Source organism: Duganella sp. GW822-FHT06D06, from assembly GCF_058799615.1.
On record NZ_JBXALQ010000006.1, the window covers coordinates 378,444 to 392,464 of the forward strand.

Genomic DNA, 14,021 nt, shown 5'->3' on the forward strand with positions numbered 1-14,021 from the left:
CGCCGAATAGCGGTTTCCCCGCCAGCCGTTCCCCGGTATTGTTACATCCATACCGACTTGGGGGACTGACATGAGTATTAACACAGCCTACCGCTGGCGCCAGCAAATCGTCTGGGGCACCGGCTTGATCATCGCCGGCTGCGTGCTGCTGCTGGACCGCGCCGGCATCGTCGAATTCGATTTCAACCTGATGAACTTCTGGCGCTGGTGGCCTTGGCTGCTGGTCATCTCCGGCCTCACCAAAATCATCCCGCCGACCACGCCGCGCTACTTCCTCAGCGGCCTGTGGGAGATCTTCTTCGCCGGCTGGTGGTACGTCTCGTTCAACCACATCTGGGGCTGGGGCTTCGGCGAAACCTGGCCCGCGCTGGTGGTGGCCACCGGCGTCGGCATGCTGCTGCGCCCTTTGCTGGACAATATCTTCGCAGCGACCCGGGAGCCGAAATGAGCGACAAAATGAACGACAAACGTCAAAAAAATCCGGCCTCGCAGATGGTCGTCGGCCTGTTCGTGGTGGCGATCGGCATGATCTTCCTGCTCGATAACCTGGGCTGGCTGGACCTGGAGTTTACGCTGCATCTGTGGCCGACCGCGCTGATCTTCTTCGGCATCCTCAAGGTGCTGCAAACCCGCTCGCCGTCCGGCGCCATCGTCGGCGGCGCGCTGATACTGGTCGGCGGCATGATGCTGCTGAAGGAAACCGGCTTCATCTCCATCAGCTGGCGCTCGCTGTGGCCGGTGCTGCTGATCGCCGCCGGCCTGTCGGTGGTGTTCCGCTCCCCCAACAGCCGCTGGCTGTTCGAGCCGCGCGGCGAGCTGCCGGACACGGCCAGCGACGACGCCGTCGTCAACATCACGGCCGTCATGGGCGGCTTCAAGCGCCGCATCACGTCGCCGGACTTCCGCGGCGGCGAAGTCACCACGCTGATGGGCGGCTGCGACCTGGACCTGCGTCAAAGTTCGATCAACGGCGAGGCGGTGCTGAACGTGTTCTCGATGTTCGGCGGGATCACCATCAAGGTGCCGATCGACTGGACCGTGGTCCTGCAAGGCACGCCCATCATGGGCGGCTTCGAAGAAAAGACCGTGCCTCCCGCCACGCCGAACAAGCGCCTGATCGTGCGCGGCTACGCCATCATGGGCGGCCTGGAAGTGCGTAACTAGGCATGCAGGAGATTTCCTCCAGCCGGCGCGGCATCACCATCTACCTGCTGGTGTGGCTGTTCCTGGGGATCGCGCTGGGCGGTGTGATCTCGCTGGCGAACGACGCGCCGGCCGCCAACGCCATGATGTTCGCGATTCCGCTGAACCTGGTGTACGCGTTCGCGGCGGGGTATTCGTCCTACTACCTGTGCCGCGCCTATCCGTTGGGCGGCCGCCGGCCCGGCGCCACCGCGCTGGTGCTGACGGTGGCGGCGGTGGTGTCGGGCTTCCTGTGGCTGACGGTGGGGCGCGCCTGGAACGGCGCCTGCCTGATGCTCGACGTGCCGTGGGCCGGCATCGCGTTCAGCCCGCAGTTGTCGGCGCTGATCGTCGGCCTGGGCATCCTGCTGTACGGCTTCGCGGCGGCGGTGCACTACCTGGTGATCGAATTCGTGCGCGCCAAGGGCGCCGAGCAGCGCGAGCTGGAATCGCTGCTGATGGCGCAGGAGGCCGAGCTGCGCATGCTGCGCACGCAGATCGATCCGCACTTCCTGTTCAACAGCCTCAATTCGATCAGCGCGCTGACCTCGCAGGACCCGAGGGCGGCGCGCCGCATGACGCTGGAACTGGCCAGCTTCTTCCGCCAGAGCCTGGGCATGGAGGCGCATAAAAAAGTCACGCTGGGCGAGGAGATGCGGTTGATACGCCACTTCCTGGCGATCGAGCAGGTGCGCTTCGGCGCGCGCTTGCAGGTGGAGGAGCTGGTCGAGGACCAGGCGGCCGCGTGCCTGGTGCCGCCGATGATCATCCAGCCGCTGGTGGAGAACGCCGTCAAGCACGGCATCTGCAATATGCCGGACGGCGGCACGATACGGGTGACGGCGCGGCGCGCCGGTTCGATGCTGCACATCCGCGTCGACAATCCGGTCGACGCCGACATGGCGTCCCTCCGCAACGACGGCCACGGCATCGGCTTGAGCAATGTGCGCCAGCGTTTGTCCGGCGCCTACAAACACGAAGCCAGCATCCACTGGGGACGTATCGACAACAGCTTTGGCGTGGACATCGCGATGCCCGCGCAAACAGGCGAACAGGGAGAGTAGAGCATGCGTGTGATTATCGTCGACGATGAAATGCTGGCGCGCGGCGTGGTGCGCGAGTACCTGGCCGAGCATCCGGATGTGGAAGTGCTGGCCGAATGCGCCAATGGCTTCGAGGCGGTCAAGGCGATCACCGAGCTGGCGCCGGACCTGGTGTTCCTGGATATCCAGATGCCCAAGCTGGACGGCTTCGAAGTGGCCGAGCTGGCGGGCGGCAAGACCCGCTACATCTTCGCCACCGCCTTCGACCAGTACGCGATCAAGGCCTTCGAGTTCCATGCGCTCGACTACCTGCTCAAGCCTTTCAGCCAGCAGCGCTTCGACCAGGCGCTGGCGCATGCGCGCGCCAACCTTGGCAAGCCGGAGGCAGATAGCGCGCTGGCGGGCATGGTGCGCGAGGCGGCCGGCCGCAACAAGCCGCTGGGCCGCGTGCTGATACGCGACGGCGCCAAGGTCCACGTCCTCAACAGCGACAGGATCGAGGTCATCGAGGCGCAGGACGACTACGTGCAGATCCGCTCGGAGGGCAAGTCCTACCTGAAGAACCAGCGCATGGCGGAGCTGGAGGAGCAGCTGGACGCGCAACAGTTCCTGCGCATCCATCGCTCATGGATCGTCAACATCGCCTACGTGGACCGCATCGAGCAGGCCACCAAGGACAGCTATGTCGCCATCCTCAAGGACGGCGGCAAGGTGCCGGTCAGCCGCAGCGGCTACCAGAAGATCCGCGCGGTCATTCAGTAGTCACTTGCCGTTCCGGCAGCGGGTCGGATTCGCGCCGCTTGCGGGCGCCGGAGAGCACCCGCAAAATGGTGCCGTGGGGGACTTCAAACGAGGAAAGATAAGCCCAGGCATAGGCCGCGCCCTTGGTGGCGTCGATGACGACGGCTTGTTGTATGGCCTTTGACAGGCGCGTGTCTTCCCGTGGTCTCATGTCGGTTTCCCGGTACAGCGTTCAAGCCAATATAGCAGACATGCAAGTCAACGTTGATTGCATATTGCTATCATCGTGGCGGCGGCGATTCGGCGCCCGCCACATCGATGCGCCACCAGGCCGGCATCAGCTGTTGTATTTCGGGACGGCCGAAGCGGTCGTCGATCAGGTAGACGGTGCCGCGGTCCGATTGGGTGCGGATCACGCGGCCGGCCGCCTGCACCACTTTCTGCATGCCGGGGAAGGTGTAGGTGTAGTCGTAGCCGGCGCCGAAGATGGCGTCCATGCGCTGGCGGATCTGCTCGTTGACCGGGTTGATCTGCGGCAGGCCCAGTGTGGCGACAAAGGCGCCGATCAGGCGCGCGCCCGGCAAATCGACGCCCTCGCCGAAGGAGCCGCCCAGCACGGCGAAGCCTATGCCCTCGCTGTCGAGCGTGAAGCGGGCCAGGAACTGCGCGCGCTCCGCCTCGTCCATGCGGCGCGACTGGCGCCACACCGGCACCTCGGGATAGCGCTCGGCGAACTGGCTGGCGGCCTTGTCCATGTAGTCGAAGCTGCTGAAGAAGGCCAGGTAGTTGCCCGGCTGGCGGCGGTACTGCCCGCCCATCAGCTCGGCGATCGGCCGCAGCGATTGCTGGCGGTGCTGGTAGCGCGTGGAAATGTGCGCGGCCACCTGCACCGACAACTGCTCGGCCACGAACGGCGATTCGACGTCGACCCAGGCCGTGGTCTCGGGCATGCCGAGCATGTCGCCGAAGTAGTTCCAGGGACTGAGCGTGGCCGAGAACAGCGCGGTGCTGTGGCTGCTCTCGAAGCGCGGCTTGAGGAAGGGCGCCGGCACGATATTGCGCAGGCACAGCACGGAGTTGGAATGGCTGGCGCGCGCGCCTGCCGACTTTTCGATATCGAACAGCGCATGGTCGCCGAAGCTCTCGGCCAGCCGCGCGAACAGCAGCGCGTTGAAATAAAAGGCCTGCAGATCCGCATCGACATACGACGGATGGTCGGCCAGGTAGTCGGAGATGGCGGTGGCTGCCGTCTGCAGCGCGCCCATGAATTTTTCCGGCAGCGCGGCGTAGGACTGGTACTCGGCGGACTGGTCTTTTTCCAGCTGGTTCCACTGGCGGTGCACGCGGTCCAGCGGTTTCTTCAATTCTTCCGGGACCAGCTTGCGCAGCAGGCGCAGCGCGGCGTGCTCCATGTCGGCCGAATACATCTTGCGCGCGCGCGAAACCATATTGTGGGCCTCGTCCACCAGCACGTTGACCTTCCAGTTGTTCAGCAGCGTCAGGCTGTGCAGCATGGCGCTGAGGTCGAAGTAGTAGTTGTAGTCGCCGATGACGATGTCGCACCAGCGCGCCATCTCGCTGCTCAGGTAGTAGGGGCAGACCTCGTGCGCCAGCGCGACCGCGCGCAGCGTGTCGCGGTCCAGCGCGAGCAGGGTGGGGGCGGCGTCGGCGGACGCGGGCGGCAGCATGATGTCCAGCGCGGCCTGGCGCGCGGCCGGCAGGCGGTCGTAGAAACCCCTGGCCAGCGGGCAGGAATCGCCGTGGCAGGCCTGGTCCGGGTTGACGCAGGCGCTGGCCTTGGACGCCATCTCCAGCGTGCGCAAGGGCAGCAGCGGCGCGCCGCCGCGGATCACGTCGACCGCGTCCAGCGCCATCTGCCGGCCCGAGGTTTTCGCGGCCAGGAAGAACAGCTTGTCGACGCCGTGTTCGGCGCTGGCTTTGAGCATGGGGAACAGGCTGCCGACGGTCTTGCCGATGCCGGTCGGCGCCTGCGCCAGCAGGCACACGCCGCGCTTGCTGGCTTTGTACATCGCTTCGGCCAGCTGGCGCTGGCCGGGGCGGAAGTCCGCATGCGGAAAGCGCATCGCCTTCAGTTGCAGGTCGCGCTCGGCGCGGTGCGCCATCTCCTGCCGCGCCCATTGCAGGAACAGCGTGCATTGTTGTTCGAACCAGGCTTGCAGGCCGGCGGCCGTGTGCTCTTCCTGCAGCACGGTTTCCTTCTGGCTGCCGATGTCGAAGTAGACCAACGCCAGTTTGACCTGGTCCAAGCCCTGCTCGGCGCACAGCAGGTGGCCGTAGACCTTGACCTGCGCCCAGTGCAGCTGGCGCTGGTTGTCCGGCATCTTTTTCAGGTCGCCGCGATAGGTCTTGATTTCCTCCAGGCGCCGGGCGCGCGGGTCGTAGCCGTCGGCGCGGCCGCGCACGCGCAGCGGGCCGAAATCGCCGGACAGCGCCACCTCGGTCTGGTAATCGTCGTCGCGCCGCGCCGTGACGATGGCGTGGCCGGCGATGCCTTCCTGCGCCGTCGGCGAGGGCGTGAAGCGCAGGTCGAGGTCGCCGGTCTTGGCGGTGAACTCGCACAGCGCGCGCACGGCGATGGTGTACCGGGGCAGTGTGCTCATGCGGCCCATTGCAGGTAGCAGACCGCGATCGGCATGTCGTGCGTGGCGCAGTAGTCGATCCAGCGCAGCTGGTTGTCCTGCAGGCGGTCGCCCGGGCCTTTGACTTCGATCATGTTGTAGCGGCGCTCGGCCGGCCAGAACTGGATCAGGTCGGGGAAGCCGCTGCGGTTGGCCTTGATGTCGGCCAGGATGCGCTCGAAGGCGCGCTTCAGGTGCAGCGCCGGGATGCAGTCCAGCGCCAGGTCGAGCAGCGCCGGGTCCAGCGTTTCCCAGTAGACAAAGGGCGACTGGATGCCGGCCTTGGCGGCGAAGTTGGCGCGTATCGTGGCGCGGTATTGGTCGCTGTCGAGCTGCGCCAGCGCGGCGGCGAACTGCTGCGCGCGGCGGCGCTGGAAATCGGCGCTGTGCAGGTCGGCCGGGCCGCGGTGGTAGGGATGGAAGAAGGCGCCCGGTATCGGGCTGAACACGGCGTCCCAGCACAGCAGGCCGAACAGCGAGTTGATCAGCGCGTTCTCGACGTAGTAGACCGGGGCGTCGTCGCGCGTCAGGTGGTCGCGCACGACGAATTCGACGTAGTTCGGTTCCGGCGGTGGCGGCAGGCTGAGGTCGATGCGCAGCGGTTGCGCCGGCGCGTGCGGCGCCGGTTTGGCGTGGCCCAGCTTGCGTGCCAGGCGCGGCTGCATGCGCAGCAGTTGCTGGCGTTCGGCCTCGCTTTCGGGCGCTTGCAGCGCGGCTTGCAGCAGCTCGAAGGCGGCGCGCGGCTGCTCGTCCTTTTCCAGCACGCGCACGGCGCGCGCGCGGGCGCCCGGGTAGTTGCAGCCGGCGTAAAGCGCGTGCGCGGCCGGCCAGTCGGCCAGCTTCTCGAGGTGCTGGGCGATCTGGAAGGTCAGCTTGTCGCGGCGGCTGCGCAGCCATTCGTTGTCGGCCGGGCAGGGCGGCAGGTCGCGGATCACGTCGGCCGGCGCTTCGCCTTCGATGAAGCGCTCGTAGCAGCGGTGCAGCGCGAGAAAATCGTCGATGTCGCGGCGGCTGCGGAAGCCGCGCGCGGCCGGCGAGAAGTCGACCTTTTCGTACTGGTAGATGCCGAGGTCGGACAGCACGAACTCGGTCCAGTCCTGGTGGTAGTTGCCGAAGAAGATAAGCCGCAGGCGGTCGCACAGTTCCTGCGTCAGGTTGCGGTAGCAGTGGTCGCCCGAGCCCTGGTACCAGCCGGAGTAGCGGTGTTCGCCTTCGTACTGCGCGCGCAGCGCTTCCAGCTGGTCGGCCTTGCGCAGCTGGCGCAGGTGCGGGGGCAGCAGGAAGATCTTGCCGATCTCGGGTTTTTGCAGCAGCTCGAACAGCTGGTCCAGGTCCAGCGCGGGGTCTTCCTCGATCAGGCCCAGCGCCACCAGCGAACGGGCCGCCTCATGCGTGCTGCCGATCTCGGCATACGCCAGTTTGCTGGCGCGAAACACCGTGCCCTTGCGCATGACCATGCGCACGAACAGCGCGCGCGAGGCTTGCGGCAGGGTGGGGAAGGCGGCGAGGAAGTTGCGTTCCTCGGCGGTCAGCAGGTCGTCGTAGCGGTCGCCTATCCACGTCAGTACCTGATGGAAGTTTTCCAGGTAGTACAAGGGATTTTCTAGAACTTTGATCATTGCTGGAGTGGGCTGCCGCGATAGCTGTGTTTATGTACAGTGTATCGTGTTCGGCGTCGCTTGCCCAGCAAAATTCACTTGCCCAGTTTTTTACGGGCTAACCTGAATTCCGGGATGTTAATTGCCGCAGGGCTGAATAGTGATTCCTGCATATCGCGGGGAATGGGAGTTCCGCTCAGTGCGACGCGAATCTTGCCATCCGTCGGCTGGACTTCACGCTCAAGGGCTATATGCATGGCGGCCCGTTTGGAGCGGCGTACAGCCGCTTCGAGCTTGTAGCTGGTGCTTTGGGCTTTTTTTGCGGTTGTCATGGCTGCTGCTCCTGCAATGCCTCGTACAGATAGTTTAGCAGAATGATCCAACTACGGCTTCCGGCGGTCAGGTCGAATTGCATTCGTCGTCCGGTGCCATGCGCTGTCCACCATTCAGGCACCACTGCGGGTGCGTTGTGCGCGAGCATGAGCCGGCGAATATATAGCGCATCCAGCCACATGGCGGGACCGATCTCGTCACGGAATGCAATCACGCTGTTGGTTTCGTCCTCGGCGAGAAAGGGATTGGTGGACTGGACATCCAGGCCAGCTGGGGCATCGGCGTTTTCACCCACCTTCAGCGCCCAGACTATGGAGCCGTCAGGGATCATGAACAGGCGTCCAACCGTCGCTTCGTCGAGATCCAGCACTTCGCCGGCCTGGCGTTCAAGTGTCATACCTTGCAAACGGTTGTTGTGGCGATCATAGAGTTCGCCCTGAAAGTAGTCGCGAGCGACCTCATGCGCCAGCAGAATGGCCTCTGCGCGGGTCAGGTTCTGATCGTCGAACTGTTGGCCGGGATTCATGGATCTGGAAAATAAAAAGCCAGGCGCGTGGGCCTGGCTGGTGCGGGGAGTTGAACAGGTTTATTTTTTCGCGGCCTTGGCTGGTTTGTCGTTTTGATCGACCAGGGCGCTGGCCTTGGCGATTTGCGTTTCCACCGCTTCGACCGCCTGCTTGGTGGCCTTGGTCACCTGCTCGTAGCCGCTGAAGGCGTTGTCGATCGCGGTCTTGACGATCTGCACCGCGTTCTCCGATCCGGGACGCACGTTCTTGGTGACGTCGTAGATCAGCGCGCTGAGCGTGCTCTTGGCTTCGGTCATGTGAGCGTCGGCGGCGCGGGTGAATTCTTCGCGGATCTCGGCGATGATGGTGCCCAGTTGCTGGTTGTAGGCGGCGGCGCCGGCCACGCCCGGTTGCATCTTGGCGGCGGCCAGCGACATGGCGGCTTTGGGATCTGTCGCCTGGCTGATTTCCTTGCCGGTGGCGAGGCCGTCTTCCAGCTGGGTTTTGGCGGTGGCCATGTTCAGGGCGACGACTTGTTCGACGCCTTGTACGGCTTTGCTGGTCAGGCTATTGAAGGTTTCAAGCTGAAATTCAAACAGTGCTTTGGTGGCGTTGGCAAATTGTTCGGGATTTGTAAACATACAGTCTCCTCAAAGTGATGAAATGTAGCCAGTAATGCCCCGGGGTTCCCCCTGTTATTGCGACCCCATTATTTAGCAAGAACCAACTTTTCGCAACGGCTATCTTTATAAGGGCCGGAGTCTCTTTCCCAGCCCGGCCCCAGCGGCGTCTGCGAGCAGCTGAGGTAGTTGTCGATCTTGCTGCGCCACTTGTACCACGGCGCCGGACCGGCGTTGAGGCTGGTGCAGCACAGGGCCAGCATGGCGGCGGCCAGCGTGTATCGCTTGATGTGGATCATGTTCTAAACCAGTTGTCGTGAGCAGACGCGGTTGCGGCCGCTGTTTTTGGCAGCGTACAGCAATTCGTCGGCGGAGGCGATCATGTTGAGGTGGGCTTCGTGGGTGGAGGTCGCGAAATCGACGCTGGCCACGCCGAAGCTGGCGGTGATGTGGATCTGCTGGCCCTCGTACTCGACCGGGGTGTCGGCCAGCGCGTGGCGCAGGCGCTCGGCCAGCAGGACGCCGCCGTCCAGGTCGGTCTCCGGCAGGATCAGCAGGAACTCCTCGCCGCCGTAGCGCACCACGCTGTCGACGCTGTCGCGCGTCATCGATTGCAGCAGGGCGCCGAAGCGTTGCAGCACGGCGTCGCCGCCGTTGTGGCCGTAGGTGTCGTTGACCGCCTTGAAGTGGTCCAGGTCGCTCATGATGACCGTCAGACTCAGCCGGTAGCGCTGGGCGCGCGAGATTTCCGTCTCCAGCAGCTGCTCGTGCAAGTGGCGCCGGTTGTAGCAGCCGGTCAGCGGATCGCGCACCGACAGGTTCTTGAGCACCGTCTGCGCGCTGTATTCGTCGCGCAGCAGCAACTGGTAGCGGCGCGCGGCCACGTAGCCGAACACATTGGTCAGCGTCAGCAGCGCCGCCATCGTGGCCAGTTCGACCCGGCGCAGGTCGCCCAGTTGCTGGGCCAGCACGATGAAGCCCAGCGTCGCCGGCGCGGCGATCGCGGCCGCGTACAGCAGACGGTTGGGAATGTAGATGTAGATTACGATGACGATGATGGACATCGAAATCGCGTGCAGCGAAAACTCGCCAGGGCGCAGCGCGGCGATCAGCAGGAAGCCGGCCGCGCCCGCCATCTCGACCATGCTGGCCACGCCGCGCGTGACCGGGATGGAATCGGGCCGGCGCCGCAGCAGCATCAGGCCGCCCAGCGCGACGGCCGCCACCAGCAGGCGCGCGCCGGCCAGCACTGCGGTGCGCAGGCTGTAGCCCAGCCAGATCGCGTCGGTGGCGGCAAAGCACAGGTAGAACAGGGAACAGAAGACAAAAGTCACGCGCAGTTGCGCCTGCGTCATGGTCAGGTGATGGCGCAGGAACGCGCGTTCGGCCGTGGCGTCGCTGAATTCGCAACGCAGGGTCGCCGTTTCCACTTTCGCAGGCTGGGCAGGATGTGGGTGCACAGGACTGGTCTCTCCGCTAGGCGCCGGCTGGTTGCCGGTCTGGTGCAACCTATTATACGGCTGCAATAATTGCGTGGAGGAAAATTGTTGCGGCCGGGTCAAAGCGGGGCCACCCTTGGCAGGCGCAAGGTGAAGGTGGTGCCGGCGCCCAGCTGGCTGACGACGTCGATGTGCCCGCCCAGCACGCCGGTGACGATGTTGTGCGTAATATACAAACCCAGGCCGGAACCGCCGGCGCCGAGCCGGGTGGTGAAGAAGGGATCATAGATGCGCGTCAGATTGGCGCTCGGGATGCCGTCGCCGTCGTCGCCGATCGACATGGCGATCTCGCCGTTGCCGGTGTCCAGCGCCCGGATCGTGATGGTGCCGTGGCTGCGGCCGTTGAAGCCGTGCGTGATGCAGTTGTCGATCAGGTTTTCCAGCGCCTGGGCCAGCGGGCCGGGATAGCTGTCGAGTTCCAGCCAGTGTTCGATCTCCTCGACCAACACCAGTCCATGCTGCTGGATCGCGGCCTGGGTCGATTGCAGCAACTGGGCCACCAGGTCGCCCAGCACGAAGTGGCTGCGCTGCGAGCTGGCGCTGTCGACCGCGATGCGGCGGAAACCGGCCACCAGCGAAGCGGCGCGGTTCAGGTTGCGCAGCACCACGGCGTCGGCGTCGGCCGCCTGTTGCAGATAGCTTTCCAGCACCGAGCGCCGCAGTCCACCATCGAGGTCGCGCCGGAGCTCGGCCGTGCGTTCGCTCATGCTGCCGGCCATGGTCAGGCAGTTGCCGATCGGCGTGTTCAGCTCGTGGGCCACGCCGGCCACCAACGCGCCCAGCGCCGCCAGCTTGTCGCGCCGCACCAGTTCTTCCTGCGTCAGACTGAGGTTGTCGAGCGCCGTGCTCAGCTCTTCGTTGACGTGCTCGGCTTCCTCTTTGGCGCGCAGCAGCTCGGCGGTCCGGGCCTGCACCAGTTCCTCCAGGTGTTCGCGGTGGCGCAGCAGTTCGGCCTCGCGCCGGGTGCTGGCGATGGCGATGCCGGCCAGGTGGCTGGCGGCCTTGATCAGGCGGCGGTCGTCCTCGGTCGGGCTGCGCGGCTCGCGGTAGTACATGGCGAAGCTGCCCAGCACCGTGCCGGGGTCGAGCAGGATGGGCATGGCCCAGCAGGCGCGCAGGCCGTACTGGACCGCGATGTCCTTGTACGGCGCCCACAGCGGATCGTTGAAGGTGTCGCTGACCACCACCGTTTGCTTGCGGTGGACGGCGGTGCCGCAAGAACCCGCCACCGGACCGGCCGCCAGGCCGTGGATGGCCGCCAGGTAGTCGGCCGGCAGATTGGGGCCGGCGGCGCTCAGCAGCGTGACGCCGTCCGGCGCCACCAGCATCACCGTGCACAGCACCGGCGGCGCCTGCGATTCGATCAGCAGGGTCAGGCATTCCAGCGTGTCGGCCAGCGGCGCGCCGCGCGCGATCATTTCCAGCACCTGGTTCTTGCCGTCGCGGAGTTGCTCGGACAGCTTGCGGCTGCTGATGTCGACGATGCGTACATGCATCAGCCGGTGTTCGGGCGTGTTCAGCGGCACCATGCGCAGTTCGCACGGGATCCCGCGGCCGGAACTGTGCAGCACCATCAGCTCGAACACCTGGACCCCGCCCGCCATCACCTGGTCGACGTAGCCGGCGAACGCTTCGGCCGAGCTGCGGCCGTCGGGCTGTAGCGCCGGGCACAGCGATGGCAGGGTCGCTTGCACCAGCTCGGTCTCGGTGGCGCCGAACAGGATGCGGGTCTGGCGGTTGACGTCCAGCACGCGGTTGCTGCCGCGCTGCATCAGCAGGATGGCGTCCGGCGAGCCGGACAGCATGTGGTGGTAGTTGACTTCCAGCGTCGCCATGGTCGGCATGTCGGTCGCCGGCGGGGCCGGCGAGATCGCCTTCAGCTCCAGCAGCACGCGTTCAGCGAGGTCTTCGGTGGGCAACGACAGCGGCAGGTAGGCGCTGACGCCGGCTTCGCGCGCGCGCTCGCGTTCCTCGGCACTGGGGCTGCCGGACAGCAGGAACACCGGCAGCTTGTCGTCGCAGGCGGCGCGCATGCGCAGGCACAGCTCCAGCCGCGCGCTGCCGGCCAGCGCCACGTCGATCAGCGCCAGCGCGACCTTGCCGCCAGCGGCCAGCGCCAGCGCCTCGTCGCCGCGCCGCACCAGCTCGACCCCCAAGCCGTGGCGGGCCAGCATGATACTGAGCAGGGCGAGGTCATAGTTCGTGTTGGTGGCAATCAACACGAGGTTGGGCGGGTGGGGGAGTGACGGCTGCATGGGTGAGGGTATCCGCTCCGCAGTACGTGATAGCAGCCAGTGTCACAGGATGGGCGGGCTGGGTCAAGCCTTTCTGCTGGCCTAGGCCGCCGCCAGCGCCGCCTCTTCCTGGGCCTGACGGATCAAGGGGAAGTTGTCTTCGATCCAGTCGACCAGTACTTCCAGCCGCTCGGCAGCCTGGCGTCCCAGCGGCGTCAGGCTGTATTCCACATGCGGCGGCACCACTTGATGCGCCACCCGCAGCACCAGGCCGTCGGTGGCCAGCGCATCGAGCGTCTGCGCCAGCATCTTCTCGCTGACGCCGCCGATCTCCCGGCGCAGCTGGCTGAAGCGATGGGTGCCGTCCAGCAGCACCACCAGCACCAGCACGCCCCAGCGGCTGGTGATGTGGCCGAGCACGATGCGCGACGGACATTCGGCCGCCAGCACGTGGGCGCGCGGGTCGCCCAGGTTGCCGGCCAGCGCCTTGCGCAGGGAACGGCTGGATTTTGCCTGGCTCATTTGGTTCTTCCTCTGGTTAGGGGTACTTACTAATTTGTGCGTACTTACAATTCGTAAGTATAAACCCTATTATAGACCCAACCGCGCGGAAACCTCCCCGTGGCAGCCTACTCGAAGGAATAATATGATTATCGTTACTGGTGCAACCGGCCAACTGGGCCGTCTGGTGATCGCCCGCCTGCTGAAAACCATTCCTGCCGCGCAGATCGTCGCCGCCGTGCGCGATGTCGCCAAGGCCTCCGACCTGGCCGCGCAAGGCGTGCAGGTGCGGCGCGCCGACTACACCGATCCGGCCTCGCTGGACGCCGCCTTCCAGGGCGCGACCAAGGTGCTGCTGATCTCGTCGAACGAACTGGGTCAGCGCGGCCCGCAGCACCGCAACGTCATCGACGCCGCCGTGCGCGCCAAGGCCGGCCTGCTGGCCTATACCAGCGTGCTGCATGCCGACACCTCGACACTGGCGCTGGCGGCCGAACACCGCGAGACCGAGGCGGCGGTGCGCGCCTCCGGCCTGCCATACAGCTTGCTGCGCAACGGCTGGTACGTGGAAAACTACACGGGCGGCCTGGGCGGGGCGCTGGCGCATGGCGCGCTGGCCGGCGGCGCGGGGGAAGGGCGGATCGCAGCGGCCGCCCGCGCCGACTACGCCGACGCGGCCGCCGCCGTGCTGACCAGCACGCAGGCGGTCGAGCAGGTGTACGAGCTGGCGGGGGATCATGGCTTCACGCTGGGCGAGCTGGCGGACGAAGTGTCGCGCCAGTCGGGCAAGCACATCCCTTTCCACAATCTGCCGCAGCAGGCGTATCGCGAGATGCTGTTGAGTGTCGGCCTGCCGGCGCCGTTGGCCGAGTTGATCGCCGATTCGGATGCGCAGGCCGCCAAGGGCGCGCTGGATGACCGCAGCGGCACGCTGGGCCGCTTGATCGGCCATCCGACGATTACTCTGGTGGAGGCGGTCAAAGCGGCGCTCTAATGAAAAAAGCCCCCACCTGCTTTTCAGCTCGATGGAGGCTTTTTGCGGAATTTTTGGTGCCCACGGAGGGACTCGAACCCCCACACCTTGCGGCACATGGACCTGAACCATGCGCGTCTACCAATTCCGCC

Annotated in this window: 15 protein-coding genes and 1 tRNA gene; 5 read left to right on the plus strand and 11 right to left on the minus strand. The window is 65.6% G+C overall.

Annotated features, from left to right (window positions below):
- Positions 1-70: 70 nt before the first annotated feature.
- From AC1RMD_RS14410 to AC1RMD_RS14425, 4 genes are read left to right on the plus strand one after another with little or no spacing between them, the layout of a single operon-like run.
- Positions 71-448: a LiaF transmembrane domain-containing protein gene (locus AC1RMD_RS14410; RefSeq protein WP_492927303.1), complete on the plus strand. Its 378-nt coding sequence runs from the start codon at positions 71-73 to the stop codon at positions 446-448.
- Positions 445-1,164 (plus strand): LiaI-LiaF-like domain-containing protein, encoded by a 720-nt coding sequence (locus AC1RMD_RS14415; RefSeq protein ID WP_492927304.1) that lies wholly within the window; start codon positions 445-447, stop codon positions 1,162-1,164. Before AC1RMD_RS14410 ends, AC1RMD_RS14415 begins: the two co-directional genes overlap by 4 nt.
- 2 nt (positions 1,165-1,166) lie before the next feature.
- Entirely contained in the window at positions 1,167-2,246 is a 1,080-nt protein-coding gene (locus AC1RMD_RS14420; protein ID WP_492927306.1) for a sensor histidine kinase, read from the plus strand.
- A 3-nt stretch (positions 2,247-2,249) separates the two neighbouring features.
- Positions 2,250-2,987 carry a LytR/AlgR family response regulator transcription factor gene (locus AC1RMD_RS14425; RefSeq protein WP_492927308.1) on the plus strand — a complete coding sequence of 246 codons (738 nt, stop codon included), beginning with the start codon at positions 2,250-2,252 and terminating at the stop codon, positions 2,985-2,987.
- Here AC1RMD_RS14425 and AC1RMD_RS14430 read toward each other — a convergent pair.
- The 10 genes from AC1RMD_RS14430 to AC1RMD_RS14475 form a co-directional block, all read right to left on the minus strand.
- Positions 2,977-3,177, minus strand: coding sequence for a hypothetical protein (locus AC1RMD_RS14430; RefSeq protein ID WP_492927310.1), 201 nt, complete (start codon positions 3,175-3,177; stop codon positions 2,977-2,979). The genes AC1RMD_RS14425 and AC1RMD_RS14430 overlap by 11 nt on opposite strands.
- Before the next feature lie 70 nt (positions 3,178-3,247).
- Positions 3,248-5,587, minus strand: a complete 2,340-nt coding sequence (locus tag AC1RMD_RS14435) for an ATP-dependent DNA helicase (RefSeq protein WP_492927312.1) — start codon at positions 5,585-5,587, stop codon at positions 3,248-3,250.
- Complete coding sequence (locus AC1RMD_RS14440) at positions 5,584-7,224, minus strand: VRR-NUC domain-containing protein (RefSeq protein WP_492927314.1); 1,641 nt, start codon at positions 7,222-7,224, stop codon at positions 5,584-5,586. The genes AC1RMD_RS14435 and AC1RMD_RS14440 overlap by 4 nt, the downstream gene beginning before the upstream one ends.
- 74 nt (positions 7,225-7,298) lie before the next feature.
- A complete protein-coding gene (locus AC1RMD_RS14445) occupies positions 7,299-7,535 on the minus strand; it encodes a hypothetical protein (protein ID WP_492927316.1) in 237 nt (78 codons plus the stop codon).
- Positions 7,532-8,062, minus strand: coding sequence for a hypothetical protein (locus tag AC1RMD_RS14450; protein ID WP_492927318.1), 531 nt, complete (start codon positions 8,060-8,062; stop codon positions 7,532-7,534). The genes AC1RMD_RS14445 and AC1RMD_RS14450 overlap by 4 nt, the downstream gene beginning before the upstream one ends.
- Positions 8,063-8,122: 60 nt before the next feature.
- A complete protein-coding gene (locus AC1RMD_RS14455) occupies positions 8,123-8,683 on the minus strand; it encodes a phasin family protein (protein ID WP_492927320.1) in 561 nt (186 codons plus the stop codon).
- Positions 8,684-8,751: 68 nt separating this feature from the next.
- Positions 8,752-8,961, minus strand: coding sequence for a hypothetical protein (locus tag AC1RMD_RS14460; protein WP_492927322.1), 210 nt, complete (start codon positions 8,959-8,961; stop codon positions 8,752-8,754).
- Between the two features lie 3 nt (positions 8,962-8,964).
- Positions 8,965-10,122 carry a GGDEF domain-containing protein gene (locus AC1RMD_RS14465; RefSeq protein ID WP_492927324.1) on the minus strand — a complete coding sequence of 386 codons (1,158 nt, stop codon included), beginning with the start codon at positions 10,120-10,122 and terminating at the stop codon, positions 8,965-8,967.
- A gap of 98 nt (positions 10,123-10,220) precedes the next feature.
- Positions 10,221-12,416 carry an ATP-binding protein gene (locus tag AC1RMD_RS14470; RefSeq protein ID WP_492927326.1) on the minus strand — a complete coding sequence of 732 codons (2,196 nt, stop codon included), beginning with the start codon at positions 12,414-12,416 and terminating at the stop codon, positions 10,221-10,223.
- Between the two features lie 81 nt (positions 12,417-12,497).
- Positions 12,498-12,917, minus strand: coding sequence for a winged helix-turn-helix transcriptional regulator (locus AC1RMD_RS14475; protein WP_492927327.1), 420 nt, complete (start codon positions 12,915-12,917; stop codon positions 12,498-12,500).
- A 124-nt stretch (positions 12,918-13,041) separates the two neighbouring features.
- Here AC1RMD_RS14475 and AC1RMD_RS14480 point away from each other — a divergent pair, with 124 nt between their 5' ends.
- Positions 13,042-13,890 carry an NmrA family NAD(P)-binding protein gene (locus AC1RMD_RS14480; RefSeq protein ID WP_492927329.1) on the plus strand — a complete coding sequence of 283 codons (849 nt, stop codon included), beginning with the start codon at positions 13,042-13,044 and terminating at the stop codon, positions 13,888-13,890.
- 54 nt (positions 13,891-13,944) lie between these two features.
- Here AC1RMD_RS14480 and AC1RMD_RS14485 read toward each other — a convergent pair.
- A tRNA-Leu gene (locus tag AC1RMD_RS14485) sits at positions 13,945-14,021 on the minus strand.